Genomic DNA, 25012 nt, shown 5'->3' with positions numbered 1-25012 from the left:
CTGCCGGTGACCGTGACGGCTCTGCCGGACCGCGACACCGGCACCCACCCGGTCAACGACCGTTCCGGTGACCCTGTCTTTCGAGTGCCTGCCGGACAAGGCTCTCGGGCTGCTGGGCGCGATGTCCACTCGCCGGCACGAGAGCCTCGTCCGTCGTCTGCCCCTGGAGCACGGTGTGCCCGTACGGGAAGGACGCACCGGGCGGCCACGCTGCCTCCGGTGCTCTGACGCCGCCGTCCTGCAACGCGTCCCTTCGCGGTTGGGTGCCGGGACTGAGCAGGCACCGGCGGCTGCTCAGATGCCGGGGAGTGTGATCCGGGTGTAGGTCAGTCCCGCGCTGGTGCCACCGGGGCTGGTCACGGTGACCTGGACGGCTCCCGCCGATCCGGTCGGGGCGGTGGCGGTGATCTGCGTGGCGGACACGATCGTGAACGCAGCCGCTACGGTGCCGAAGCGGACAGCCGTCACGTCGGCGAAGTTGGTTCCGGTGAGCGTCACTGTGGTGCCGCCCGTGGGTGGTCCTTGATTGGGAGACAGGTCCGTCAGGGTGGGCACCGCGACGTATTGGAAGGCCGCCCCTCCCCCGGTGCCGCCCGGGGTGATGACCGTGATCTGGGCGAACCCCGCGGATCCGGGAGGTGAGACAGCAGTGATCTGCGTGGCCGACACGACCGAGAACGCAGCTGCTGCGGCACCGAAACGGACGGTCGTGGCGTTGAGCAGGCTGGTTCCGGTGAGTGTCACCGTGGTGCCGCCCGCGGTCGGTCCTTGCCCGGGAGACACGCCCGTCAGGGTCGGCAGCGCGATGTAGTAGTACGGCAGCCCTCCGCTGGTGCCGCCGGGGCTGGTGACGGTGACCTGGGCAGGTCCCGGGGATCCGGCAGGGGCCGAGGGGGCGGTGGAGCTGATCTGTGTACCGGACAGGACCGTGAAAGCAGCCGCTACGGTGCCGAAGCGGACTGTTGTCGCTTGGCTGAGGTTGGTGCCGGTGAGTGTCACCGTGTTGCCGCCCGCCATGGTTCCCTGACCGGGAGACACGCCCGTCAGGGTCGGCAGCGCGACGTAGAAGTAGGACAGCCCTCCGCTGGATCCACCGGGGCTGATGGCGGTGACCTGGACGGCTCCCTCGGATCCGGGAGGAGCGGTGGCGGTGATCTGTGTTGAGGAAACGATCGTGAACGCGGTTGCTGTGGTGCCGAAGCGGACGGTTGTCACGTCGCCGAGGTTGGTTCCGGTGAGTGTCACCGTGTTGCCGCCCGCGGTCGGTCCTTGATTGGGAGACAGGCTCGTCAGACCAGGTGTCGTCATGGTGCCTCTTCGCAGCGGTGGACGGATACGGCCATAGGGGGTGGGGCATGGCGACGGCCCGGGCGCCTTCCGGGGAGCCCGGGCCGCCTGCTCGTCCGGCGTGTGCCGGGAAGAGAGCGTCGGTCAGATGCCGGCGCCCGCCACGTAGGTGAAGCCTGCGGCTGCGGTGGCGTTTCCGCCGGTTGTGCTGACGACGACGTCGACCGCGCCCACGTTGCCCGGAGGTGTGACCGCTGACACCGTGGTGCTGTTGATCACCGAGAACGGCGCGGTCACGCCGTCGAAGGTGACCGACTCTGTGGTGGACAGGTCGGTTCCGGTGATCGTGACCGCGGTGCCTCCGGAAGTCGAACCCGACGTCGGTGTCAGCGAGGCGATCGTGGGTGGATCCACGTAGGTGTAGGAGAACCCGTTGTTCGTACCGCCCGTGGTGGTGATGCTCACGCCGACCGAGCCGCTGGTGCCGGCAGGAACGGTGACGCTCAGCACGCTGTCGGATGTGACGGTCGGGGTTGCGTTGTTGCCTCCGAAGGCGACGGACGATGCGGTTGCGAGACCGGTGCCTCTGATGGTGACGGTGTTACCGCCGGCAGACGGCCCCGAAGCAGCACTCAGCGAGGCCTTGAACGGCGCACCGATGTAATAGAAGTTGAGCGGGTTGCTCGCACCTGCGGCCGTGGTCACCGTGACGGGGACCGTACCGCTGCCCGAGGGGGAGGTCACGGTCACAGAAGTGGGGGTGTTGGCTGTGATCGTGGCCAGTTTGCTTCCGAAGTTCACGGCAGAAGCACCAGCAAGGTTGGTCCCGGTGATGGTTACGGTCGTGCCACCGCCGGTCGATCCCTGATTCGGAGAAATGGGCATGGTGACCTCCTAGAGGGCAAACCGATAGTTTGGACGAGGTGTTGCTCTGCCCGGTGGGTCATGTGCCGTTGCTCGTCAGCAACGCGTGCACCGCAGTGGAATTTGCGGTACACGGGGGAAACCGGGTGCTCCCTGCATGAGCTCGTATTCCGTGAAGTCGACGGCTGTCGACCGGATTCGCATGCTTGCCCCAGAAGGCGGGATGTCAAGGAGTAGGTTGGGAAGGGAGGAATGACACCGCCGTCGGCGGAGCCTGGTCGTTCGAACGTGCCGCGCCGTCGCCGGCCCAGTCGTGGGAGTGGGCCTACCGTGCAGCTCAGCTGCGTCTATTGACCCATCTGCGCCAGCCTGGGCACAACCCCCTCATGACGGGATCATGAGAATTGACTGTTTCCGCCTCGCTCTGGTTCGCTAATTTCGAACGAATCTGCAAATTTCGAAGAGCGCAGAGAGACGCACTCGCAATTTCGGTGCGGCAGAGAATCGTTACGCCGCTCCTTGCCCGTTGGCACGGAAACGGAGCCGGCCTTCGTCCGGAGCCACGTCGGAATTCATCAAGTGCGCTCCGTATAAAGAGAGTTATGCACAACGCAGACGGACCATCCGGTCGACCATTCACTCCCGACACGCAAATCGTGTGCCTTCCGTGCGGAAGGCACACCATGCTGGGCGACCAATCGATTTTCGGCCGCCGCGAACGTGCATGATCTGTGGCGTGAGCGCAAGGTGGGCGGCTTCGGAATCACGCCGTCGCACGAGCCCTCCTCACCGGGTGGGTGGCGGACGGTCCGTCACCCGCCGCGGGGACCCAGGAGGTGCTCGAGGCCCGGGTGTCATCGCGTCGTCGCCCTCGTCATGACAATCAGGTGGGCGGCTGTGTCCCGGGCATGGTGCGCTCATCACGCGACCGCTCCTTCGGCCTGGTCGGCTCTTGGCGAGCGAGCTGCCGCCGCGGCCCGTACCGTGCGCGGATGCCGGCCGCGGCCAGTACTGCCATCGTGGCGGCGGCCGTGGTGGCGGCGGCGAAGCCGCCCGTCGCACCGGATGCGTCAACTGCCCAGCCGGAGATGGCCGCTGCACCGGCCGCGCCGGCCGCACTGGCCGAGTTCAGCCAGGTGAACGCCTGGGTCAGGACAGCCTGGTGGACGGCAGACTCGGCCAGCACCGAGAAGAGGACCAAGATGGGAGGGACTGCCGTGCCGGTCACCACAATCACGAACCCGAGCCCGAGCGGTGAGCCGGCCGCGAACAGCAGCAGGCTGCCGAGAGCCAGCCCGGTCGTGGCCGCCGCCAGTTGCACCCGCGGCTTCGCGTGCCACCGGCGCAGCCCGTAGAGCCAGCCGGCCAGCAGGCCGCTGCAGCTCGACACAGCGAACAGCGGGGCGGCCGCGTCGGGCGCGCCGTGTGCCACCGCGAAAGCCGTCACCGATACCTGCATGGCGCCGAAGTACACGCCGATGGCGAGGTTATGGACGACCAGCACCGCAAAATCGGGCCGCAGCAGCGAGCCGCGTGCTCGAGTGCGTTCAGCGAAAGCGGACACCGGTGGCGGTGCTGTGCTGTGCTGCGCGGCGAAGGCCAGTCCGCCGGCCACGACCAGCACGGCGGCCAGTACCGTGCCGAGCGCTGGATGCCCGCCCGCTCCGATAGTGCTGACCAGGGCTGGGCCGACCAGGTAGCCCAGCGCGTTGCTGAGCGACTCCAGCGCGAACGCGGTGGGCAGCCCCGCGCTCCGATCGCCGCGCAGCAGCGCCGACCAGCGGGCCGCGGACAGCGCGCCGAGCTGCGGGACGGTCGCGCCGACCAGCACCCCGCCCGCTGTCATCAGCCAGCTCGGGCTGCCACCCGCGACCAGCGTCAGCAGCGTGAGCACCGACGCGGCATGGGCGAGCAGCGCGGGCGGCAGCACCCGGGTCTGGCCGAAGTGATCCATCAGCCGGGCGACTTGTGGCCCGGCCAGCGCCTCGGCGACGGCGCAACCGCCGGTCACCAGACCGGCATCGGCATAGGAGTCGGTCTGTCCGTGCACCAGCCAGACGATGCCGAGGCTGGTCATCGCGATGCCGACACGGCCGACGGCGGCGGTCAGGAAGAAAGCTGCGGCGCCGGGGGTGCGCAGCAGAGTGCGGTAGGTCGCCGACGACACGGCGCGTCCCTTTCGCTGCCCGGCGGGGCGGACCACACGGGGTCGTCGGTGTCCGGAATTCACCGACCCGTGGTCGTCACCTGGAACCGTCCAGTGCTGGCGTGGAGCGGGGACACGCACCCCACGCCGACTCCATCACCGGGCAGAAGTCTCACAAATGGTCTCGGCTGAGTCTCAGCCGTTCGAATGCGGTGACTGTAGGCGCCTCGAGCCGGCCTGTCCAGACGCATCGGCGCATGTCCATCCGGAACAGCCTTGGCTTTCCGGCGGGACGGGAAGTGCGGGAACACCGCGCGTGGCTGGAGCTCGAACTCGTCGGCCAGGTGGGCCCGGACGCCGTAGTTGTTCAACTCGTGGCCCGTGTTGCCGAGGAAGAACACCGGGTGTTCGCGTGAAAGCTGGGCGGCCGGCGCCAACGCCAGCGCGAATCCGGTCCCGCGCTCGGCTGCGCAGGTGAACCATCCGCTCAGGGGGGTGGTGACCACGATGGGGTCGGATATCGGCTTCCGGGTGCCGAACCAGCCCGTCAGCAGTACGAACGCGTGGGAACGGTCCCCAACTCAGGTCAGGACGGTCTCGACAGGATGGTGTCCCGCTTTCCTGGCCTGCAGTTCCGGGCGCGCGGCCTGTCGCCGACCGCCAGAATGGGCTTCCCCGGCATCGTGAGCGCCTCTCCTGCGGTACCCGGCGTCGCATTCCACTACCCGGGTGCGGTACGAAGTCCGGTGTGAACGATCAGACTCAACCCGCGACCGTTCGTGTGTTCATCGCCCTCGCCCCGCCCGACCACGCGAAAGAAGAACTAGCCCGGGAGCTGCGCCCCGCCTATCACACACACCCTCATATGCGGTGGAACCGCATCGAAGACTGGCACATCACCCTGGCGTTCCTCGGGGAGCTGTCGGCCGAGACGGTTCCGCTTCTGCGAGCGCCTCTCGCCGACCTCGCGGCGGACCACCGACCACCTTGTCTGGCTCTACGCGGCAGCGGGACCTTCGACGACCGGGTGCTGTGGAGCGGAATCGACGGCGACCTCGATGAGCTGCACATGCTCGCCGCCGATGTGCGTACCGCCGTCAAGGACTGCGGGGTCGCCTTCGAGGAGCGGCCCCTGCGCCCCCATCTGACGTTGGCCCGCGCCCGGCGAGGAGACCGATCCTCGGCAGGAGAAATCGCCGAAGGGTTCGCCGGATTCACCGGACGCCGGTGGCGTGCCGAACGTCTGCACCTGGTCGGCAGCAACTTCGGCCGGAGCCGCGGACCGATCCACTACCGCGACATCGAGGCTTGGTCTCTCGGCAGGGGGAAGTCCACTGAATCTTGAACGAGCCATCGGCGAACTGGGGCAACGTGAATCACTCGGGGCTCCCTCAGAACTCGCGCACCATGTGCTGGGCGCTGACAGCACCGTGGCGGTGCGCGGCCCGGCAGGCGGCGGAGAACGCAAGCAGGGCGGCGTACGCCGACGCGGTGTCGGAGTACGCCACCCTGGAGCGGGCCGCGGCCCGCACACTGCTGATCGGCCCTTCTCCGGTTACTTCGGGTCGCGGTCGTACAGCGACTTGGACCAGACGTAGCCGAGCACGGCCAGCCCCAGGCACCAGACGACGGCCAGCCACCCGTTGTAGCCGATCTCGCTGCCCAGCAGAAGGCCGCGCAGGGTCTCGATGGCGGGGGTGAACGGCTGGTACTCGGCGATCGGCTGGAACCAGCCAGGCATCGCGTCGACCGGCACGAATGCGCTGGAGAGGAGCGGCAGGATCATCAGCGGTAGCGCGTTGTTGCTGGCGGCCTCGGCGTTCGGGCTGGACAGGCCCATCCCGACGGCGATCCAGGTGAGCGCCGACGCGACGAGTGTCAGCAGCCCCAACGCCAGGATCCACTCCAGGGCGGTGGCATCCGTGGACCTGAAGCCGATGGCCACCGCGACGGCCCCGACGAGGACCACGCTCATCATGCACTGCAGCACGCTGCCGAAGACGTGGCCGATGAGCACCGACCCGCGGTGGATCGCCAGCGTGCGGAAGCGGGCGATGATGCCCTCGGTCATGTCGTTGGAGACGGACACCGCGCTGCCGATCGTGGTGCCGCCGATGGTCAGCAGCAGGATGCCCGGGACGATGTAGGCGAGGTACTCGGACCGGTCGCCCCCGCCGTCCCCGATGCCGGCGCTCATCACGCCACCGAAGATGTAGACGAAGAGCAGCAGCAGCACGACCGGGGTGAGCAGCAGATTCAGCGTCAGGGACGGGTAACGGCGGGCGTGCAGGAGGTTGCGGCGCAGCATCGTGCACGAGTCGCGCACGGCGAGGGCGAGTGAGCTCATCGGACAGACTCCTTGGTCTGGCTGGGCAGGCTGGACCGGCCGGGCTGCGTGTCGGTACCGGTCAGGGCGAAGAACACGTCGTCGAGGTCGGGGGTGTGCACGGTCAGCTCGTCGGCCTCGATGCCGGCGGAGTCCAGCCGGTCGAGGATGGAGCGCAGTTCGCGCTGACTGCCGTCGCTCGGGATGGACAGCGACAGCGCCTCGTCGTCCCGGGTCACGCCACGCAGCGCCGTGGCGGCGCTCTGGTAGGCGGCCGGGTCGGTGAAACGGAGCCGGACGTGGCCTCCGGGGACGATCCGCTTCAGCTCGTCCGCAGTGCCCTCGGCGGCGATCCTGCCGTCGTTGAGTACCGCGATGCGGTCGGCGAGTTCGTCGGCCTCGTCCAGGTACTGGGTGGTCAGGAAGACGGTGACACCGCCCGTGACGAGCTCACGGATGATGCCCCACATGGTGTGCCGGGAGCGGGGGTCGAGGCCGGTGGTCGGCTCGTCGAGGAAGATGATCCTCGGGCTCCCGACCAGCGTCATCGCAATGTCCAGACGGCGCTTCATGCCACCGGAGTAGGTCGAGGCGGGCTTCTTCGCCGCCTCCACCAGGTCGAAGCGCTCCAGCAGCTCGGCGGTGACCCGCCGCCCCTCGCCCTTGGACAGGTGGTGCAGGTCCGCCATGAGGAGCATGTTCTCCTCGCCGGTGATCAGCCCGTCCACAGCCGAGAACTGCCCGGTCACGCCGATCGCGGCCCGCACCCCGTCCGGGGACGTGGCGACGTCGTGGCCCGCGACCTGCGCCTGCCCGCCGTCGGCGGTGATGAGCGTGGACAGGATCTTCACGACGGTGGTCTTCCCGGCCCCGTTCGGGCCGAGCAGCGCAAACACGGACCCGGCCGGGATACGCAGATCGATGCCGTCGAGCACGGTCTTGTCACCGTACGACTTGCGCAGACCGACGGCGGACACGGCGACCGACGACAGGTGACCGTCGCCCTGAGTCCGACTGGATGTGGGCATGACAGAAGAAGGCATGGAACCCTCCCGTTCGAAGGCTGAAGCAGCAAGGGAAATGGGCGAATAGGAGCTGATGCGAAGTGCGGAGGCGCTCAGGCCTTGGCCCGGCGCACGTCGATGTTGCCGTACCGGGTACGGGCGCGGACCTTGACGGAGTCCTCGGTCTCCTCCGGGGCCTGGGACGCGGTGAGCGTGTTACGCACCTGGCCGGATCCCGAGCTGACGTCGAGCCAGGCGGCCGTGCCTTCGCGGACGCCGACTTCGATGGCGCCGTAGGAGGTCTCCAACTGGACGGTACCGCGGGCCACGTCACCCACGCGCAAGGTGCCGTGGGCGGTGGTGGCGGTGACCGAGTTCTCGGCGCGCCGGATTTCGATGTCGCCATTGGCGCCGCTCACCCGCAGCTCCCCGGTCGCGGCACCGACAGTCGTGGTGCCGTGCGAGTTCTTCAGGACGGCGGGGCCGTCGACAAGGCCGACGCGCAGGCTGCCGGAGCTGGTGCTGATCTCCGCCATGCCCTCGACCCGGTCCACGGTGATCGAACCGTGCGACGCGGTCAGCTGCAGCGGGCCGGTCGTGTCGAGGCGGACGTCACCGGACGAGGTCTTCACGCGGACCTCGCCGAGCCGGCCCTCGCCGAGCACCTGGACCCAGGCGCCGGTCATGTCGATGCGCGAGCCCGTGGGCAGTTCGGCCGTCACGTCAACGGTGCCGGTGCGACCGAACAGATTGGACTTGGGCGTCCTGATGGTCAGTACACCGCTCGTGTACGTGACCTCGGTCTGGTCGGCCGCCCGCACGTCCTGGTCCCGCTTCGGGTCGCGAGGCCGCACCTCGACCACGGTGTCGGCACGGTCGCCCCCGGTGAACTGGATGGAACCGGCCTCCACGTGCGCAGTGACCGAGATCGGTTCGGGAGTGTCGAAAGAAGGCATGGCTGTCCCGTCCTCTTGAGTCTTTGGGACGTCCCCGCTGGTGGGACGTGGTGTGGGTGAAGCGGTGCGGGCGAGGGCGCGGCTAGCGCACCCAGCCCGTGAAGCTCTGTCCGACGGTCTGGGCCTTCTCGGTCGTACGGGGCAGAGCGCCGCCGTCGACCGCGGCCGACACGGTCCGCACCAGCCACGCGTTGACCGACAGGCCCTCGCGACTCGCGGCCTCCTCGGCGCGGACCTTGAGGTGGACCGGCAGACGCAGATTGACGCGGGCAGTGCCGCCCTCGTCACCGTCGGCCGGAGCCGGGGTCTTGAGCGGTTCGACCGGTGCGGCCGGCTCCGCCGCAGCGCCGTCAGTGGGCGGCAGCGTCACCACGAAGTCGGGGTCCAGCCCGCGCAGCCGTACGTCGACCGAGCCGGGGGCGAGTTCACGAGTGATCTCATCCATCGCGGCGGAGAGCACATTGAGCATGGTCAGCCGGGTCGCCGACTCGAGGGGAGCAGTGAGCCTCTCCGCCAGCTGGCGGGCTTCGTCACCGCCGGCTTCGGCGGCCACCGCAAGTTCGCGGCGGAGGGTGTCGACATACGGAGTGAGGTCCATGACGCCATCATGGCACCACTATGGCTCCATGCGCAAGCGATACAGAGACGCCGCTAGGGCGAAGACTGAAACAATCGCCCTGACCTGCGAAAATGCCATGGCACCTACCTGGGCGACCGTGGCGCCAAACGCGCTCGCACGCCTTTGAAGTCACGGAATGGCGCCGAGTGGCGCCGAGTGGCGCCACCCCGCGCCATCCAATGCCACGTGATGCCACAGGAAGGCGACCGGCCCCGGCCTCACGGGTGCCTCCGCCCGAGCCCACCAGGGCTTGTGGTGCGCAGGCATGGCGTGACGGGCACGCCCCGGACGGTTCATGCGGTGACCTTGGCGATGAATCCGGCGAGGTTCACCACGGTCCGCTGGATCTTCTCCTCCAGGGTGAGCGACTCATGGAGCCGCGCACCGACGCCCGCGTCCTTCTTGCCCCGCACGTACAACGAACAGGCGAGGTCGCTGCATATGTAGGCACCCACGGAGTTGCCCTGCCGGCCGGCCCTGCCCGTCTTCGCGGCGACCATCAGCGAGACGCCCCCGGTGTGGGTGGTCACGCACATCGAGCACATGCTGCGCCGCATCTGCCACGAGGCAGCACTGGGGCAACGCAGGGCGAGCGCCACCAAGCGGCCGTCCAGCTCGACGGCGAGGTAGGCACGATCGGGGGCCTGGGGGTCACGCCAGCCGAAGAAGTCCAGGTCGCCCCAGGGCCGCTCGGCCAGGTCGCGAGGGACGAACAGGCGCTTCGCCTCGCCCTTGGTGCAGTTCACGAACGCGGCACGGATCTCTTGGTCAGTCAGCGGTTTCATGAGCGGCACGGTAGTTTGCCTAAAGGTGTTAGGCAAATGCATAATGGTTATCGTCGAATGGGAGGAAGGTTATGGTTCGAGCAGGGCTGACCACGGAGCGTCTGACCCGGGCCGGGGCGGAACTGGCCGACGAGGTCGGCTTCGACCAAGTGACCGTCTCGGCACTCGCCCGGCGGTTCGACGTCAAGGTCGCAAGTCTGTACTCGCATCTGAAGAACTCCCAGGACCTCAAGACCAGGATCGCCCTGTTCGCGCTGGAGGAACTCGCCGACCGGGTCGCCGCCGCCCTGGCCGGACGGGCCGGCAGGGACGCCCTGGCCGCCTTCGCGGATGCCTACCGCGACTACGCCCGGGAACACCCCGGCCGCTATGCCGCCGCCAGACTGAGGCTCGACCCCGAGACGGCGGCCGCCAGTGCCGGCGTTCGGCACGCACAGATGACACGGGCGATCCTGCGCGGCTACGACCTGACGGAGCCGGACCAGACGCACGCGGTCCGGATGCTGGGCAGCGTCTTCCACGGCTACGTCAGCCTGGAGATGGCCGGAGGCTTCAGCCACACCGCCGTCGACTCGCAGGAGAGCTGGTCCTGGATCCTGGACCGCCTGGACGCCCTGCTGCGCAACTCGACCACACCCTGACCGGCAACGGCCCGCATCTCCGGACGCGGTCCGCCGCGCCGCACACCGGCGCATGCGAACAACCCGAACAATCCTGATCAACAGGCTGGGACGATGAACACTGAGCACGACTGGATCACCACACCTGTCACCGCGGACATGCTGCGCGGCTTTCTCGACGTGGAACGGACCGCGCACGGCCTGCTGCCGCATCGCCTGCCCGCCCGGGCTCGCCGACAGATCCCCGACAACCAACTGGCCTTGGCCGAGGCCCAGCCCTCCGGCGTGCGGCTGGTCTTTCGCACCCGAGCCGGCATCATCGAACTCGACACGCTGCCCACCAAGCGGGTGTACCGAGGTTTCCCTGCCCCGGCGGACGGCGTGTACGACCTGCTGGTCGACGGCCGACTCGCCGCCCAGGCCACGGTGACCGGTGGGAACGTCCACACGATCACCGACATGGCCACCCAGACCGCCGAACTGAGTGAGGGACCGGCCGGCACCGCCCGGTTCACCGGCCTGCCGGCGCGTGACAAGGACATCGAGATCTGGCTTCCGCACACGGAGATCGCCGAGTTGATCGCCCTGCGCACCGATGCCCCGGTCGAGCCCGCACCGGACAACGGGCGCAGGGTGTGGCTGCACCACGGCAGTTCCATCAGCCACGGCTCGAACGCCGCCCACCCGACCGCCATCTGGCCGGCCCTGGCCGCGGCCCAGGGCGCGGTGGAGCTCGTCAACCTGGGGTTCGGCGGCAGCGCGCTGCTCGACCCGTTCACGGCCCGTGCGATGCGGGACACCCCAGCGGACCTGATCAGCCTCAAGATCGGCATCAATCTCGTCAACACCGACGCGATGCGCCTGCGCGCCTTCACCCCCGCGGTCCATGGCTTCCTCGACACCATCCGCGAGGGACATCCGACCACGCCGCTGCTGGTCGTGTCCCCCCTCCTGTGCCCCGTCCAGGAGGACACCCCAGGCCCTCTCGCGCCCGACTTCGACGGCGGGACCTTGCGGTTCAAGGCCACGGGCGATCCCGCCGAACGCGCCGCCGGACGCCTGACTCTCAACGTCATCCGCGATGAACTCACCCGGATCGTCGAGCAGCGGGCTGCCGACGACCCGAACCTGCACTACCTCGACGGCCGTGACCTCTACGGCGAGAAGGACTACGCCGAACTGCCGTTGCCCGACGAGGTTCATCCCGACTCCTCGGGACACCGCCGCATCGGTGAGAACTTCGCGCAGCTCGCGTTCGGCGATGGCGGCCCCTTCGCCGCCGGGACCGGCTGATCAATTCACGGTCACGCCGACCGCGAGGCAGTCATACGGGTCCTCCGAACTGGCCGGCCCGCCTTTCGGTGGCGTTCTCAGGCGCGCGCACATTCAGCTGGAGGGCATCGGGGCGCAGGTCAGATGCAGGGGAAGTCGAAGTACGCGCAACAGCCCTGTTCGGCTGCGGCGAGATCGGCGTCCGGCGCGCAGGACAGCCGTAGCCCGTCGTCGACCGCCTCGCGCCGCTCCGCTTTCGCGAGGAGCGCGCGCAACTGCTCGGTCCGCTCGCCGAGCTCGGGGCCGTCGAGCCTGCAGGCGATCGGGGCCTCCCGGCTACGCCCGTCGCGTACGGTGACCGGCACCACGGTCACCGGTGTCGGTGGGAACCCGGCCCGCCCGGTGGGCGCGGAATGCCCACGGCTCCCGGAGCTTGCGCTCCGGGAGCCGTGGGATGTCCAGGTCGCCCGTCAGGCGACCGTGATGTTCTCGGCCTGCGGGCCCTTCTGGCCCTGGGTGACGTCGAAGGTCACGGCCTGGCCTTCCTGGAGCTCACGGAAGCCGTTTGCGTTGATGTTGGAGTAGTGCGCGAAGACGTCCGGTCCGCCGCCGTCCTGGGAGATGAAGCCGAAACCCTTTTCGGAGTTGAACCACTTGACGGTTCCGCTGGCCATGCTCGTGCCTCTCAGTCGATATCGGATCCGCACCGCGCGAACCCGGAGGTGATCGTCCTGGTCCCGCACTGCACAGCAAAACGCCCACGCCAGGGCGCGGGCAGGAACTGCGAACCACGACATCTGACAAAGACGTTACACGGCGGAACCGGCCCCCACCAGAGAGCAACGACCATGATCCAGACCAGGTCGCCATGCCGGACGGCGGCATCGGCGCGCACACCGGCCGAATCCCCGCGTCGTCCCGGCCAAGTCGGTCGCTGTCCGTCGCGCCCCACAACCACACCACCGGCCGACCACCCGCTGCCGTCCCACCCGTCGCAGCCCTCACCCTCGCGAAACCGTCCGACCCTGCGCCTGGCCTCCTCACCCCGTTCACGACGTTCGAGCAGCCCATGAAAAAGGCGGGTCCGCTCGCCGTCATTCGGGTGACCAGCGGCCTGTGCAGACGGTCAAGACGAAGCGCGTACGCACCTCCGGGCTTCGGCGCCACCCCGTCATGGCTTCGCGCCACGGGGCACGACCATCTCGGTCAGCCGGGCAGCACCCGGCTCCAGGTCCGGCCAGGGGCCGTGCAGGCACAGCACGGCGATCGCGGACGTCGGAAACTTCGCACGCGTCTGCTCCAGGGCGTAGCCGTCCGCCTCGCCGGAGAGCATCAGGACGAGGTCCTGCACGCCGGGGTTGTGCCCGACCAGCATGAGCGTCCGTACACGGGCCGGGATGTCCCGTACGACACCGAGCAACTCCCCGGCGCCAGCCCGGTAGAGGCGTGCGTCGTGGGTCACGGGCGTGGTGGCGTCGAGCTCGTCCGAGACGAGGTCCCACGTCTGACGGGTACGGCCGGCGGTGGAGCACACGACGAGGTCGGGGACGCAGCCGGTCTCGCGCAGCCAGCGGCCGGCCGCCGGGGCGTCACGACGGCCGCGCGGCGCGAGAGGCCGCTCGTGGTCGGCGACGCCGTCGGGCCAGGCCGATTTGGCATGCCGCAGCACCACCAGGCGTCGCAAGTCGCCCGAGGTCACGGTGTCACCCGCTGCCGGTGAGCGAATCCGGGCACGAGGTCCAACCCCAGAACACGGCCGATACGGAAAGTCTTCTCGCCGCTGGCACCAGCCTGCACATCCGCGTCCCACTCCACGCTGCGCAACTCGTCCCGGACGACGGGAACACCGAGATCGTCGAGCACGGCCATGACGCGGTCGAGCACCCGGACCTCCTCCTGCGGAGGCCGGCGGTCATCGCGACCAGGTGGAAGAGCGCGGAGACGGCCGCGATGCCGGTCGGTCATCGGTAGTACCCCTCGACCACGGCCCGAGCCTCGTCGAGCAGCGCGGGACCGTCCTGCGGCACGGGCGGCCGGCCGCTGCCCGGCCTGATGTCCAGGAGCTGTTCGTCGGACAGGGCGAACACCACCCGCTGCAGCCCCGCCTGCCGGATGACCGCCGCACACATCTCGCACGGCCGGCAGCTCGTGTACATCGTGGTTCCCGCCGCTGTGGCCGCGTCCAGCTCTCTTGCGGCCCATCTCGCCAGCTTCAGTTCCGGGTGGGCGGTGATGTCCTGGTCGGTGTGGGTCGTGTTGTGCTCCTCTGCCAGAACCGTTCCGTCCGGTCCCGTCAGCAGCGAGCCGAACGGTGGGTTGCCGGCCGCGCGGGCCTGGGCCGCGAGCGCGATGGCCCGCCTGAGGAGGGTGTGGTCGTCGGGTGTGATCATGTCGGCTCCGTTCTGGTGCGGGGTGAGTAGAGGTGCGTGGCCACCGTGTCGAGCGCTTGCCAGGCCTTCTGCGGGTGGCAGGTCTCGCGGGGGTCGCCGTCGTACGGGTCGAGGACGACGGCCTCGGTACCCAGCAGCCGCAGCTGGTCGAGGTCATCCACGATCTGGTCGATCGTGCCCACACCGGCGAGTCGGCTCGGTCCGCCGACCGGTGCCTCGGTGAGTCTGAGAGCGATCCGGGGGGCCAGGGCAGGTACGGGGAGACGCTGCTCGTGCGCGGACGTAATCATCCTGACCACGGCTTCGCGCAGCCACGGCAGGGTGCAGCGCAGCGGATGCCATGCGTCTCCGAACCGCACGGCCCGGCGCAGTCCCGCGTCGCTGTTGCCGCCGACCCACACAGGGATCCTCCGGTCGCTGTACGAGGCGGTGTCCGCCCACGCTGCGCGCATGTCCCGCAGGTGCTCGTCGGTCAGTCGTCCTCGGCGCTCGAACGGGATCCCGAGAGCGGCGAACTCCTGCCGTGCCCAGCCCGCCCCCACGCCGAGGACCAGTCTGCCGCCGCTCAGCTCCTGCAGGTTGCCCGCCATCCGGGCGGTGAGCAGCGGATTCCGGTAGGGAGCGATGAGGACCGTCGTACCGAGCCGGACCCGGGTGGTGAGGCCGGCCAGCCACGACAGGGTGGTGAAGGGCTCGTAGAAGGGTGCCGGATAGCGTCGGCGACGTCGGGCGTGATGACGACGTGGTCAGAGACCATCAGCAGGTCGAAGCCCAGGTCCTCCACGGTCTGGGCCCAGCTCCGAAGGACTCCCGGGTCGCATCCGGGGCCGAAATTGAGGACGTTGACTCCGATCTTCACGCCGTCGAGCCTAGCCAGTGCGCACCGGACGCCAGAAGGGCTTCCCGCCTGTCCGGAGGCCGATCGACCGTGGATCCGCCGCGGACGACCGAGAGTCCTGCTGAGGGCGTCGGCGACGAAGGAACGGGTGCGGCGGCTGGAGGCGGCGGAGACGAACACCCGGCCGCTCTGAGGAATCGCCTCAATACGCTCGGCCATGGCAGTGACGCTGCACGGCCATGGCCGTGTCAAAAGCCATGCTCCGAGAACGGCAACGGTCAGGATTCAGCGGCACAGGGCACCGGCAAGGCAAGGGGAAAGGGTCCGGAGAACGCCTAGAACGGCGCGCAGCCCTCGCCCGAGATCGGCACGATGGTGAACTCACTCTCGTGAGCGTGACTGGCCGGCTCCTGGCGGACTCGACGCTCCTGGCCGTTCGGCATGCACAGCCGGAGTTCGTCGCTGTCGAGCAGGTCGAAGATCCGGTTCGTCGGGACACCGCGCAGACTTCCGCGCCAAGCACCAGGTCCGGCCATCAGCTCGGCCTGTACAGGGATCTGCAGATGCCCAGCAACCAGCAACGCATCGCCGTGATACCGACTCGCCATATGTCCCACAGTCCCGCCACCACCACACCGGGGCAACCGCACGCCCAGGGCTCAGCCCCGCTCGCTCACACACGGCGAGCCACCGGCGTCGGGCGATCGGCGGTCCCGAGCCTGTGCCGGGGCCGCGGCGGCTGTCGGAGGCTGCGGGCACACACGGCCTCCGCGCGGCCCTGTTGCGGGCTGCGGACGGAAGCGTGGGAGAAGGGTCCCCTCGCGCGTTCCGCGGTGGGCAGCACAGGGCTCCGGCACGCCCGGAGACGATTTCCGTCAGTCCCCCGTGAGTGACCCGTGCACGTAACGCAAAGGTCTTCACCGCACGGCATTCCATGATCACGGCGTGGGAATGGTCCGGGGGTTGCCGATGCCCCCACAAGGAGTGATCCGCCCCATGAGCGCCCCCGCCTCGTCGACGACCCCCACGCCAACCGCACCCGGCTCCCTCCCGCTGATCGGGCATGCCCTCCAGCTCGCCCGGCGGCCGCTGCCATTCATGACCTCGCTTCGCGAGCACGGCAGCGTCGTGCGCATACGTATCGGGCCCACACCCGCATTTGTCGTCACCGACCCTGCGCTGACCCGCAAGGTCCTGGTGACCGACTCCGCACACTTCGTGAAGGGCGGCAAGATCATTGACGCGCTGCGGATGTTCTTCGGTGACGGACTCGCCACGGTCGCGGACGGCGACACGCATCTACGCAACCGGCGCCTGATACAACCCATGTTCAACAAGGCTCACATCGCCGACCGCGGCGCCGCCATGATCGACCAGGTCCAGGACGTGGTCAGCGCCTGGCCTGCGGTCGTGCCGCGCGACGTGTACGCGGACATGAACGAGGTCGCCCTCTCCGCGTTCCTGGTCGCCCTGTTCGGCGCGGACCTCCCCGAGCATCTGGAGGGCGAGTTCGTCACCCTCATGCCCGAGATCATGAAGGGCGCGATCCGTCAGACGATCCTTCCGCCCTGGGTAACTCGCCTCCCGCTGCCCGCCAACCGTGCGCACGCGGACCGTGTGGCACGGCTACGCGCGCTCATCGACCAGGCCATCGATCACCACGCCGACCGATCCCCGGACCTGGCGGCCACAGCCGACGCGGTCTCGACCGGTGCCGAGCGGTGCCCGCATGCCGAAGTCCGGACCAAGGGCCAGGGCGGACTCTTCAAAACCCTGCTGACCGCGGAGGACCCCCTCACACGGCAACAACTGCAGGACGAGGCAATCACCTTGTTGACGGGGGCGATCGAGACCACCGGAACCACCCTGGCCTGGACACTGTATGAGATCACTCAGCACGACGGGATACAGAGGCGCCTGCGCGACGAACTCACCGCTGTCTGTGGTGACCGGCCCCTGCGCTACGACGACATCGCTCAACTCCACTACGCCCGACAGGTGCTGCAGGAGGCCATCCGCAAGTACGGGCCGGCCTGGATGGTGACCCGAACCGCAGTTCGTGACATCGACCTCGGCGGTCATCGCGTTCCCGAAGGGGCGGACGTCGTGTGGAGCCCCTACCTCCACCAGCACGACGCACGCTACTTTCCTGACCCCGACACGTTCGACCCGGACCGCTGGACAGCCGAGCGCGCGCCCGCCGCACGTGGTTCGTTCCTCGCCTTCGGCGACGGACGCCGCAAGTGCATCGGCGAGAACTTCGCTTGGGCCGAGCTCCAGATCATTCTGGCGAGCATCCTCCAGACCTGGCCTCGCTTCACGCTCACCTCGCGCCCCCCTCGCACGCAGGCCGTCGTCACCGTCAAGCCGGACACCCTGACCATGGCGTACCACCCGCAAGCAACATCGATGCCGCGGGCAAGCGCGGAAGAGGCCCGTTCGTTGCAGCCTTCGAAGTCCCAGCAGGAAAAATAGCGATGGGCATGTCGGCGCTCGAGATCTTCGGCTCGGCTCTCCCTCCTCGCCACAGATCGTGATCCAGGCCACCGCAGAGAACACGCACGAGGGAGTCGGGGCGGGGCCCACGCGCAGAGCGCCGAGGGCAAGAGGCGGGCAGTGCCGACCAACTGCCCGCCTCGACCGTAAGTTGAGAGCATCCAAAGCGCTCCGGAGGATCGCCTCACAAGCCTGTCCAGGCAATCGAAGTCGGCCGGACCGTCAGCACGCAGACGATTGCGCCTCGAGGCAGCGAGATCTTCCTTGGCGGGGCGGTATTGGCTGCTTTCTACCGGTCCCGGATGTTGCGGATTTCGGGTCTTTCACGCCGATGGTTCGACGGGCGATCCGGCAGATGACATCGACGAGCGCGTCCACGGGCCTCCCGGGTTTTGATGGTGTAGGGACTCGGCATCCTGCTTCAGCTGCGACGAGGCGTGCTGAGCTGCGTCCCGCCCGAAGTCACACCTGCATCAAGCGTTGCAGAGATCACGGCATAGATCGTTTAGGCTCTGGGCAGTCTCGAAGCGTACTTGAGTCGTCAACTTCAGGCTCAAAAGGTGCAGTTCGAGTCAGTGGGCGTCAATTCAGATCGCCCTTTCGCAGGGGCGGGGGCCTGTGAATCGTCTCAAGAGAGGACGGCAATGCCGCAGGACGTCACATTCGACCTCCCCTTCAAGACTCCCGTGAGCGAGCATCTCCAGTACGCCCGGGAGCGTCACTTGCGCTGGGTGTGGGAGATGGGCCTGGTGCGCAGCCAGGCCGGGTTCGATGAGTATCAGTCCTGGGATCTACCCCAGGCGGCGGCGCGAACCTACCCCTACGCCTCGGCCGACGACATGGTCGTGCTGATGAACTGGTTCTCTCTGGCGTTCCTGTTCGATGACCAGTTCGACTCCGGGAGTCCGGACCGTGCGGACCGTATTGCAGAGGTCGCACGGGAGTTGATCGCCACTCCGCTGCGCCCCGCCGGGACCGCTCCTCGCGTGGTGTGCCCGATCACGGTGGCCTGGGCCGAGGTCTGGGACCATCTCTCGGATGGCATGTCCCTGACGTGGCGGACGCGATTTGCCGCCTCCTGGGGGCGGTTCCTCGTGGCGCACACCGAGGAGGTGGACCTGGCGGCCCGTGGTCTTGCGGGAACACTCGGTCTGGAGGAGTACGCGGAGTTCCGCCGCCGGACGGTGGGCATCCACCACAGCATCGACGCGGGCGAGCGAAGCCGTGGCTTCGAGGTGCCACCACAGGTGCAGGCGCACGAACTGATGGTCAGGATGCGGGATCTGGCCGCGGACACCATCGGGTTCATGAACGACATCCACTCCTTCGAGCGCGAGAAGCGCCGCGGGGACGGCCACAACCTGATAGCCGTGCTCCACCGGGAGCGCAGCTGCAGCTGGGAGGACGCCGCCGCGGAGGCGTACCGGATGACCACCGACTGCCTCGAGGAGTACCTCGAACTCGAAGCACGCGTGCCGAAGATGTGCGAGGAACTCGGTCTCGACACCGAGGAGCGGGTCCAGGTGTGGATGGGAGTGGAGGCCATCCAGCACTGGATCAACGGCAACTACGAGTGGGCGTTGACCTCGGGCCGGTATGCCGCGGCGAAGGAGGGCCCGGCCGCCACCGCCGAGTTGGCGGGCAAGGGTTCGCTGGACGACCTGCTCGCGGTGTGACGTAAGGCTCTGCCCGGCCGGGTACGCCCGGCCGGGCAGAGGTGGATCACATACCGGTGGTCCGTACTGGTCAGACCGCGGCGGTCTGTGCCACGAACTCGACCGGGAGACTGTCCAGGCGGGCCTCCCAGGTGGACGCGGTCGAGGTGAGGTCGTCGGCCGGCACGGCGAGGCGCAGTCCCGGCAGCCGGTGCACCAGGACGTCGACAGCCGTCTCGATGATGGCCTGGCCGATGTTCTGACCCGGACACTCGTGCGCGCCGCCGCTGAACGCGAGGTGCGACTGGTTGCCCTGGATGGAGACCTCGGTGTCGGGACGGATCTCCGGGTCCAGGTTGCCTGCGGTGAGTCCCAGCACCAACAGGTCGCCCTCCTTGATGTGGTGACCGGCGAGTTCGAGGTCAGCGGTGGCGAAGCGCCCCGGGAGGACGGCGAGCGGCGGGGTGTTCCACATCACCTCTTCGACGACCGTGGTGATGTTGAGCTGTCCGCTCACCAGCCCCGCGAGCCGGGAGGTGTCGGTGAGGATCAACTGCAGCACCCGGGCCAGCAGATTGCTGGTGGTGGTGTGCGCGGTGATCAGCACCAGGCGCAGATGGCTGAGGATCTCGTCGTCGTCCAGCCCGGCCTCGTGTCCGAGCAGCCCGGTGGTGAAGTCGGAGCCCGGCTCGGCGCGCTTGCGCTCGGCGAGTTCGCCGAGGATCTCCATGATGCGGTCGTTGTGAGCAAGGGCTCCCTCGCCGCCCTTGATGACCTGGGCGCAGGAGACGGCGAGGTTGTGCCCCTCGGCCGCCGGGAGACCGAACAGCCTGGTCAGCACGAGCATCGGCAGGTACTCGGCGTAATCGCCCACCAGGTCGGCGCTGCCCTCGTCGGCGAACGCGTCGATCTGCTTGTTCGCGAAGTGCGTGACATGGCGGCGGATTCCGCGGCCCGCGATGCTCTGCAGATTGTCGGTGACCGCTCCGCGCAGCCTGCGGTGCGGCTCACCGTCCTGGGACACGCAGTCGGGGCGCCAGCCCAGCATCTGGATGAGCGGTGAGGTGGCCTCGACGCGTCCTTCCTTCCAGTCCCGCCAGATGCGCGAATCCCGGCTGAACTGGCGGGGGTTGTCGAGAACCCGACGGTTCTCCCGGTAGCCGAGGACCAGCCAGGCCGGGATGTCGCCCTCAAGGAGTACCGGCGCCAAGGCCCCGTGCTCCTTGCGCAGCCGCCCGTAGATGCTGTGCGGGTCGAGTGCCGCGTCCGGCCCGTACAGCCGGGTGAGGTCGTCGGCACCGCCGTGCGCGACGGGGCAGCCACGGGGGGCGGAGGAGCCGTTCGAGAGCTGGTCGGTCATCGGGGCTCCAGAGCGGCGGCGGCAGAGCGTTCCTGGAGATGGCGTATCAGCGCGACAAGGACGTCGCGGCTGGATGCCCGGTCCCGGGCGTCGCAGGCCACGATCGGGGTGTGCGGGGAAATGTCCAGGGCGTCGCGGATCTCCTCGATCGGGTGCTCCTTGGAATCCGGGAAGACGTTCAGCGCGATGACGAAGGGGACGTCCTGCCGCTCCATCTCCTCGATGGCCCTGAAACTGGAGGCCAGGCGGCGCGTGTCCACCAGGACCACCGCTCCGAGAGCGCCCTTGAACAGACCGTTCCACAGGAACCAGAACCGCTCCTGGCCCGGCGTCCCGAACAGATAGAGCACCAGTTCGTCGTTGATGCCGATCTTGCCGAAGTCCAGGCTGACGGTGGTCTCCGTCTTGTCCGCCACGCCGATCAGGTTGTCGACACCGGCGCTGGCCTGGGTCAGCGTCTCCTCGGTCGTCAGCGGCTTGATGTCGCTGACCGAGCCCACCATGGTGGTCTTTCCGGTGCCGAAGCCTCCGGCGATCATCACCTTCACCGAGCGGGTGCCGCCGCCCAACTTTCGGTCGGGATGGTCAAAGCCTTTGAAGTCCACTGAGTACCTCCTCAAGGAGCGCGAGGTCGGGCCCGCGGCCGGCGCCTGACGCCGGGATGGGATTACGGGCTTCGACGCGGCCTGCGTCCAGCAGATCGGCCAGGAGCACCGCGAGAATGTTGAAGGGCAATCCGAGATGGGCGCCCAGTTCGGCCACCGACAGCGGATCGCGGCAGCGCCGGATGATCTCCTCGTGCTCATGCTGCATGCCCGGAACGGCAGCGGAACGAGAGACGATGAGGGTCGCCACGTCAAGACTCGCCGCAGAACCGTCCGGTCCGCTGCGGCCACCGGTAAGGACGTAGTAGCGCTCAAGACCGGACGGGTCCGTGGGACGGCGGGGAGCACTCATCCAGAGTGCTCGTCCAGGCGCGGAGTGGTGCCGAGGAGCTCGCCCATCCTGCGGGCCAGATCCCTCATCTGGTGGCCGAGAAGCCCCTGGTCGAGTCCCTCCCTGGCCAGCACTCCCAGGTATGTCTCCACGCCTGCCCTCACCACGAACAGGTGGCCCCCGTCCACCTCGATCATCGCGAGGCGCAGCTGCCCCTCGTACTTGGGGAACTGCTTGGCCACCGGCTGGGCCAGCGCCTGCAGACCCGCGACCACGGCGGCGAACCGGTCCACGTCGTCGGGGTCGTCGGCGCCGTAGGAAGTGATCGCCTTGCCGTCGCTCGATGCCACGAGGGCGAAGCGGATCTCCTTGATGCTCTCCGTCAGATCGCGGAGCGCCCAGCTCACATCGGTTCCCTGTTGCGTCATGGGACTAGTCGCTCTCTTCAGTGCGGTGCTCGTTGAACTCGCGTACGGCAGTCGTCTCGCCGTCCGTGGCCGCGTCGCGGTCCGTGGTCATCTCACGCGGCGGGCCGCTTGCCCGTCCGGCCGTGGCAAAGGCGGCCAAGCCGGTGAAGGACGCGTCGGGCGGCACGGCGGCCACGGTCTCCCTGCGGTCGGCGGCACCGGGCTGCGGTCCCGCAATATCGTTCCGGATGCTGCGGCGCCTGGGCAGACCACCGGGAGTGGTGTCCAGCGCCTCAGCAGTCTCCACAGACCCGGTCCGGACCGGCTCGGGCGCCGGCGCGGCCACTGCAGTCGGTGCCTGCTCGGTCGCGGCGGCGGGCAGCTGACTGAAGAACTTGTGCGGCACGACCACGACCACCGACGTGCCGAGCCACGGCGAGTCCGCAAAGGTGACCCGGATGCCGTAACGGCGTGCCAGGGAGCCCACCACACGCAGGCCCAGGTTCGCGTCCTCCGAGATGCCACCGAGGCCCGGGCCCTTCGAAGTGCCAGCGAGGGACTGCTCCGCCTCGCGCTTCTTCTCCTCGCTCAGGCCCTTGCCCGCGTCCTGGATCTCGATGCCGACGCCGTTGGGGACCTCCTTGCCGGAGACGACCACGGCCTCGGTGGGCGGCGAGTAACGCGCCGCATTGTCCAGCAGGTGAGCGAAGATCAGCGTGAGGTGGTCCACCAGACCGCCGTCGACACCGAGTTCAGGCAGGTGACGGACCTGGACACGGTCGAAGTCCTTGATCCGTCCGATGCCGCCACGCACCACGCTCAGCAGTCGCTGCGGCTCCTGCCACTGCCGTCCCGGCCGGTCCGAGCCCCCCAGCACACCGATACTGGCCGCGAGACAGTCGGCAGGGCCGATCTCCTGGTCCAATTCCATGAGCCCCTGGGCCACCGCGGGCAGTCGCCCGTGCTCGCCCTGCATCTCGTGCAGCCGTCCGCGCAGCTTGCTGGTCAGCACATGGATCCGGCTGCCGATACTGATCACAGCCTGCTCGGCCGATGTGGAACGGTCGAACTCCTCCTCCACACCGATCAGCGCGGTCCGCAGGACCTTGCGCAACTCGGCGCGCAGCTCCGGACCGGCATCCGTGTCCCGGCCGACCTCCAGGAGAAGGTCGTCGATCGCCTCGCCGTCCCGCAACCGTTTCAGCGCATCGGGCAGATACGAGTCCCCTAGCCTGCCCACGACGGCCTGCTGGAGGGCGAGTTGCTCCTCCCGGTCCCGGGCCTGCGCGGCAGCGTCGCTCTCGTGGGCCTGCGACTGCTCGAGGAGCCGAGCCTCGAAACCCCTGGCCTGTTCGGCCAGTTCCGCGTTCAGGCCGGAGCGCTCAGCCGCGAAATTCCTCTCCAGGCCCGCCGCGTGCTGCTCCCACTGCCGGGAGAGCTCGGCCTGCGAGGCGCGGAAGTGCTCGTTGGTATGCCGCAGTTGGCCCCGGGCGCGGACGAGGAGCCGCACACAGACAGCACTGGCCGCGGTGGCTGCGGCGCCGGCGAACGTCGCGGGTATCTGGACCTGGTCAGGACCCGCGACCAACGCGGCGACGGTCCCGGCTCCTAAAGCGACGGGCATCAGCCACCAGCTGTACTGGGCAACCGGTGCACGCGCCGCCGGGGGCGGAGAGGCAAGTTCCATCTGCATCCTTCGAAGCAAACGACCGAACAAGGGGGGTGTGCAAGCGCCGTATACGTCAAAAACACAGCACGAGGCGACCGAGTGCGTTCGTGTCAACTCGCAGCGCCGCAGGGGAGCCTATCGGGTCCGACATCAAAAGGATCAACCCCCTCCGCATACCTGTTCGTATCAAGTCACGCTCCGAGCGGATCAGGGCAGTGCATGCACCGGCCCTGCCGGGAAGCCCAGCCCTTCCTGCCAGGATCCAGCCGAGTTCCAAGCAACGACCGGGCGAGCCCCCTGACGAACACCGACCGCACTCCGCAGGGCTGCCCTCGCCGTCCGAGTGGCCTGGGACAGTCAACAGCGCACGCGGCAGGTGCAGTCGCCCATCCGGAATGAAGAGTCCCGGGACGGCAGTCCCCCGGACGGCAGTGCGGTCGACCTCGCGGGCAAGCACGTGCGAGAGACCGCCGCCTGTCCAGGACGCACCCGACGGCCTCACCGATCAGGCTCCAGCTCCTGCACCCGCCGGCCGGTGGTGTGCACTGCCGCCCACACTTCACCGCCGCGGCACAGGACACGGCCGGCACCCGACAGAGCGGCCAGACGGTCAGCGAGGCATCAACAGCATGGCCGAAATACAGCGGGGCGCCTTCGCTCAGCCGACCGGAAGCCCTGGTGGAAGTACCTGCGGCCTGCCCGACTCCGTCAGACGCCGCAAGAAGCTCCGCCACGCCCGGCATCGCTGTCGTCAGCGAAGTACGTCTGGCGAACGACGTCCCAGCGCGTCCTGCCCCTGCCATCTCGCTGACCTCGAACGGCGGCTCCGGACCCACCGAACCCGCCGCGCGTCACGCCTGTGGTCAGAATTCGCGGTCGATCCCCGTCACAGCGGCCGGGCCCAGCGGGGCATCGTCCTGCGAGAAGCCGCCGTCCCTCAGCGCGCTGGAGACCAGACGTACTGCTTCCGCCTCGGCGCCGGCCCGACTGTCGGCCTCGACTTCGAGCCTGACGGAAAACGTACTGCCCTCACCGACCGTCAGAAGGTTCAGCTCCTCGCTCTCCCCCAGATCGGTGTTCTTCGGATCCTGGGGGCGCAGCCTGCGTTCCATATCGGCGCGTGAGGCATCGGTGAGGCCGTGGACGAAGGTACCGGGAACAGTGATGACGTAGGTGGTCACAGGAACTCCTTACACGGACGCCCCTGCCATGCGGGGCGCATCCGGCCTGATGAGGGGTTGCCGTCACTCCATGGAGTGACGGCCAGTCAGCACGCGCACCTTGGTGCCACTTGTGCCGCCTGAGGACTGTCCCGCAATACCTTGCGGAACAGTGCACGGCGTCAGATGCGGTGCATCGCGAGGCGGAGGGACGATCGCCTA

General features: G+C 68.6%; 27 protein-coding genes and 1 pseudogene. 6 read left to right on the top strand and 22 right to left on the bottom strand.

What is annotated here, in order from left to right:
* Positions 1-294 precede the first annotated feature (294 nt).
* The 3 genes from OG963_RS41720 to OG963_RS41710 all read right to left on the bottom strand — a co-directional run bounded on the left by OG963_RS41720 (position 295) and on the right by OG963_RS41710 (position 4318).
* Positions 295-1308 carry an IPT/TIG domain-containing protein gene (locus OG963_RS41720; RefSeq protein WP_319740477.1) on the bottom strand — a complete coding sequence of 338 codons (1014 nt, stop codon included), beginning with the start codon at positions 1306-1308 and terminating at the stop codon, positions 295-297.
* Between the two features lie 123 nt (positions 1309-1431).
* A complete protein-coding gene (locus tag OG963_RS41715; RefSeq protein ID WP_319740476.1) occupies positions 1432-2172 on the bottom strand; it encodes an IPT/TIG domain-containing protein in 741 nt (246 codons plus the stop codon).
* A gap of 862 nt (positions 2173-3034) precedes the next feature.
* Entirely contained in the window at positions 3035-4318 is a 1284-nt protein-coding gene (locus OG963_RS41710) for an MFS transporter (RefSeq protein ID WP_371800130.1), read from the bottom strand.
* A gap of 236 nt (positions 4319-4554) precedes the next feature.
* Between OG963_RS41710 and OG963_RS41705 the strand changes: the two genes are divergently transcribed.
* Positions 4555-4713 (top strand): hypothetical protein, encoded by a 159-nt coding sequence (locus OG963_RS41705; RefSeq protein ID WP_371800129.1) that lies wholly within the window; start codon positions 4555-4557, stop codon positions 4711-4713.
* A 332-nt stretch (positions 4714-5045) separates the two neighbouring features.
* On the top strand, positions 5046-5642 hold the full coding sequence (gene thpR / locus OG963_RS41700; RefSeq protein ID WP_362276513.1) for an RNA 2',3'-cyclic phosphodiesterase: 597 nt from the start codon (positions 5046-5048) through the stop codon (positions 5640-5642).
* 46 nt (positions 5643-5688) lie between these two features.
* Here thpR and OG963_RS41695 read toward each other — a convergent pair whose 3' ends face one another.
* The 6 genes from OG963_RS41695 to OG963_RS41670 form a co-directional block, all read right to left on the bottom strand.
* Positions 5689-5829 (bottom strand): hypothetical protein, encoded by a 141-nt coding sequence (locus tag OG963_RS41695; RefSeq protein WP_371800128.1) that lies wholly within the window; start codon positions 5827-5829, stop codon positions 5689-5691.
* 23 nt (positions 5830-5852) lie between these two features.
* Positions 5853-6644 carry an ABC transporter permease gene (locus tag OG963_RS41690; RefSeq protein WP_371800127.1) on the bottom strand — a complete coding sequence of 264 codons (792 nt, stop codon included), beginning with the start codon at positions 6642-6644 and terminating at the stop codon, positions 5853-5855.
* On the bottom strand, positions 6641-7651 hold the full coding sequence (locus OG963_RS41685) for an ATP-binding cassette domain-containing protein (protein ID WP_371800126.1): 1011 nt from the start codon (positions 7649-7651) through the stop codon (positions 6641-6643). Before OG963_RS41685 ends, OG963_RS41690 begins: the two co-directional genes overlap by 4 nt.
* 89 nt (positions 7652-7740) lie before the next feature.
* A complete protein-coding gene (locus OG963_RS41680) occupies positions 7741-8583 on the bottom strand; it encodes a DUF4097 family beta strand repeat-containing protein (protein WP_327424842.1) in 843 nt (280 codons plus the stop codon).
* 82 nt (positions 8584-8665) lie between these two features.
* A complete protein-coding gene (locus tag OG963_RS41675; protein ID WP_319740468.1) occupies positions 8666-9181 on the bottom strand; it encodes a hypothetical protein in 516 nt (171 codons plus the stop codon).
* Between the two features lie 314 nt (positions 9182-9495).
* Positions 9496-9987: an FBP domain-containing protein gene (locus OG963_RS41670; RefSeq protein ID WP_030932650.1), complete on the bottom strand. Its 492-nt coding sequence runs from the start codon at positions 9985-9987 to the stop codon at positions 9496-9498.
* Between the two features lie 71 nt (positions 9988-10058).
* Between OG963_RS41670 and OG963_RS41665 the strand changes: the two genes are divergently transcribed.
* Together OG963_RS41665 and OG963_RS41660 are read left to right on the top strand one after the other, a co-directional pair.
* Entirely contained in the window at positions 10059-10628 is a 570-nt protein-coding gene (locus OG963_RS41665) for a TetR/AcrR family transcriptional regulator (protein WP_030932653.1), read from the top strand.
* A gap of 93 nt (positions 10629-10721) precedes the next feature.
* On the top strand, positions 10722-11900 hold the full coding sequence (locus tag OG963_RS41660) for a GDSL-type esterase/lipase family protein (protein WP_371800125.1): 1179 nt from the start codon (positions 10722-10724) through the stop codon (positions 11898-11900).
* A gap of 119 nt (positions 11901-12019) precedes the next feature.
* On the opposite strand, the gene OG963_RS41655 is transcribed toward OG963_RS41660, so the two are convergent.
* From OG963_RS41655 to OG963_RS41625, 7 genes and pseudogenes are all read right to left on the bottom strand, one after another.
* The gene (locus tag OG963_RS41655; protein WP_371800124.1) at positions 12020-12253 is read right to left on the bottom strand and encodes a hypothetical protein; all 234 of its coding nucleotides are present in this window, start codon (positions 12251-12253) and stop codon (positions 12020-12022) included.
* A 96-nt stretch (positions 12254-12349) separates the two neighbouring features.
* Complete coding sequence (locus OG963_RS41650; RefSeq protein WP_030932662.1) at positions 12350-12553, bottom strand: cold-shock protein; 204 nt, start codon at positions 12551-12553, stop codon at positions 12350-12352.
* A gap of 497 nt (positions 12554-13050) precedes the next feature.
* Positions 13051-13578, bottom strand: a complete 528-nt coding sequence (locus OG963_RS41645; RefSeq protein WP_362276708.1) for a histidine phosphatase family protein — start codon at positions 13576-13578, stop codon at positions 13051-13053.
* Positions 13575-13763: a hypothetical protein gene (locus OG963_RS41640; protein WP_371800123.1), complete on the bottom strand. Its 189-nt coding sequence runs from the start codon at positions 13761-13763 to the stop codon at positions 13575-13577. The genes OG963_RS41645 and OG963_RS41640 overlap by 4 nt, the downstream gene beginning before the upstream one ends.
* A gap of 77 nt (positions 13764-13840) precedes the next feature.
* Positions 13841-14269, bottom strand: a complete 429-nt coding sequence (locus OG963_RS41635; protein ID WP_327424837.1) for a nucleoside deaminase — start codon at positions 14267-14269, stop codon at positions 13841-13843.
* Positions 14266-15128, bottom strand: a pseudogene (locus OG963_RS41630) (TIGR03619 family F420-dependent LLM class oxidoreductase). The gene OG963_RS41635 and the pseudogene OG963_RS41630 overlap by 4 nt, the downstream one beginning before the upstream one ends.
* Before the next feature lie 314 nt (positions 15129-15442).
* On the bottom strand, positions 15443-15715 hold the full coding sequence (locus tag OG963_RS41625; protein ID WP_030932677.1) for a hypothetical protein: 273 nt from the start codon (positions 15713-15715) through the stop codon (positions 15443-15445).
* A gap of 388 nt (positions 15716-16103) precedes the next feature.
* Between OG963_RS41625 and OG963_RS41620 the strand changes: the two genes are divergently transcribed.
* Together OG963_RS41620 and OG963_RS41615 are read left to right on the top strand one after the other, a co-directional pair.
* Positions 16104-17582, top strand: coding sequence for a cytochrome P450 (locus OG963_RS41620; RefSeq protein ID WP_371800122.1), 1479 nt, complete (start codon positions 16104-16106; stop codon positions 17580-17582).
* A 665-nt stretch (positions 17583-18247) separates the two neighbouring features.
* Positions 18248-19279: a 7-epi-alpha-eudesmol synthase gene (locus OG963_RS41615; protein WP_030932682.1), complete on the top strand. Its 1032-nt coding sequence runs from the start codon at positions 18248-18250 to the stop codon at positions 19277-19279.
* Between the two features lie 70 nt (positions 19280-19349).
* Here OG963_RS41615 and OG963_RS41610 read toward each other — a convergent pair whose 3' ends face one another.
* The 6 genes from OG963_RS41610 to OG963_RS41585 form a co-directional block, all read right to left on the bottom strand.
* Positions 19350-20618, bottom strand: coding sequence for a cytochrome P450 (locus OG963_RS41610; RefSeq protein ID WP_319740459.1), 1269 nt, complete (start codon positions 20616-20618; stop codon positions 19350-19352).
* Complete coding sequence (locus OG963_RS41605; protein WP_319740458.1) at positions 20615-21223, bottom strand: ATP/GTP-binding protein; 609 nt, start codon at positions 21221-21223, stop codon at positions 20615-20617. Before OG963_RS41605 ends, OG963_RS41610 begins: the two co-directional genes overlap by 4 nt.
* Positions 21204-21575 (bottom strand): DUF742 domain-containing protein, encoded by a 372-nt coding sequence (locus tag OG963_RS41600; protein WP_030932692.1) that lies wholly within the window; start codon positions 21573-21575, stop codon positions 21204-21206. The genes OG963_RS41605 and OG963_RS41600 overlap by 20 nt, the downstream gene beginning before the upstream one ends.
* Positions 21572-21982, bottom strand: coding sequence for a roadblock/LC7 domain-containing protein (locus OG963_RS41595; RefSeq protein ID WP_030932694.1), 411 nt, complete (start codon positions 21980-21982; stop codon positions 21572-21574). Before OG963_RS41595 ends, OG963_RS41600 begins: the two co-directional genes overlap by 4 nt.
* A 4-nt stretch (positions 21983-21986) precedes the next feature.
* A complete protein-coding gene (locus OG963_RS41590; RefSeq protein WP_319740457.1) occupies positions 21987-23648 on the bottom strand; it encodes an ATP-binding protein in 1662 nt (553 codons plus the stop codon).
* An 845-nt stretch (positions 23649-24493) separates the two neighbouring features.
* On the bottom strand, positions 24494-24811 hold the full coding sequence (locus tag OG963_RS41585) for a hypothetical protein (RefSeq protein ID WP_030932700.1): 318 nt from the start codon (positions 24809-24811) through the stop codon (positions 24494-24496).
* Between the last annotated feature and the right edge of the window lie 201 nt (positions 24812-25012).

Source organism: Streptomyces sp. NBC_01707 (assembly GCF_041438805.1).
Taxonomy (GTDB): Bacteria; Actinomycetota; Actinomycetes; order Streptomycetales; family Streptomycetaceae; genus Streptomyces.
This window is presented reverse-complemented; position numbering and strand designations above follow the sequence as displayed.

Excerpts from the sequence above, each read along its gene's own strand:
- OG963_RS41595 (WP_030932694.1), bottom strand. The coding sequence starts at position 21,982 with ATGACGCAACAGGGAACCGATGTGAGCTGGGCGCTCCGCGATCTGACG.
- OG963_RS41635 (WP_327424837.1), bottom strand. The coding sequence starts at position 14,269 with ATGATCACACCCGACGACCACACCCTCCTCAGGCGGGCCATCGCGCTC.
- OG963_RS41705 (WP_371800129.1), top strand. The coding sequence starts at position 4,555 with ATGTCCATCCGGAACAGCCTTGGCTTTCCGGCGGGACGGGAAGTGCGG.
- OG963_RS41610 (WP_319740459.1), bottom strand. The coding sequence starts at position 20,618 with ATGACCGACCAGCTCTCGAACGGCTCCTCCGCCCCCCGTGGCTGCCCC.
- OG963_RS41660 (WP_371800125.1), top strand. The coding sequence starts at position 10,722 with ATGAACACTGAGCACGACTGGATCACCACACCTGTCACCGCGGACATG.
- OG963_RS41590 (WP_319740457.1), bottom strand. The coding sequence starts at position 23,648 with ATGGAACTTGCCTCTCCGCCCCCGGCGGCGCGTGCACCGGTTGCCCAG.
- OG963_RS41720 (WP_319740477.1), bottom strand. The coding sequence starts at position 1,308 with ATGACGACACCTGGTCTGACGAGCCTGTCTCCCAATCAAGGACCGACC.
- OG963_RS41620 (WP_371800122.1), top strand. The coding sequence starts at position 16,104 with ATGAGCGCCCCCGCCTCGTCGACGACCCCCACGCCAACCGCACCCGGC.
- OG963_RS41615 (WP_030932682.1), top strand. The coding sequence starts at position 18,248 with ATGCCGCAGGACGTCACATTCGACCTCCCCTTCAAGACTCCCGTGAGC.
- OG963_RS41650 (WP_030932662.1), bottom strand. The coding sequence starts at position 12,553 with ATGGCCAGCGGAACCGTCAAGTGGTTCAACTCCGAAAAGGGTTTCGGC.
- OG963_RS41670 (WP_030932650.1), bottom strand. The coding sequence starts at position 9,987 with ATGAAACCGCTGACTGACCAAGAGATCCGTGCCGCGTTCGTGAACTGC.
- OG963_RS41715 (WP_319740476.1), bottom strand. The coding sequence starts at position 2,172 with ATGCCCATTTCTCCGAATCAGGGATCGACCGGCGGTGGCACGACCGTA.
- OG963_RS41675 (WP_319740468.1), bottom strand. The coding sequence starts at position 9,181 with ATGGACCTCACTCCGTATGTCGACACCCTCCGCCGCGAACTTGCGGTG.
- OG963_RS41600 (WP_030932692.1), bottom strand. The coding sequence starts at position 21,575 with ATGAGTGCTCCCCGCCGTCCCACGGACCCGTCCGGTCTTGAGCGCTAC.
- OG963_RS41625 (WP_030932677.1), bottom strand. The coding sequence starts at position 15,715 with ATGGCGAGTCGGTATCACGGCGATGCGTTGCTGGTTGCTGGGCATCTG.
- OG963_RS41680 (WP_327424842.1), bottom strand. The coding sequence starts at position 8,583 with ATGCCTTCTTTCGACACTCCCGAACCGATCTCGGTCACTGCGCACGTG.
- OG963_RS41685 (WP_371800126.1), bottom strand. The coding sequence starts at position 7,651 with ATGCCCACATCCAGTCGGACTCAGGGCGACGGTCACCTGTCGTCGGTC.
- OG963_RS41690 (WP_371800127.1), bottom strand. The coding sequence starts at position 6,644 with ATGAGCTCACTCGCCCTCGCCGTGCGCGACTCGTGCACGATGCTGCGC.
- OG963_RS41665 (WP_030932653.1), top strand. The coding sequence starts at position 10,059 with ATGGTTCGAGCAGGGCTGACCACGGAGCGTCTGACCCGGGCCGGGGCG.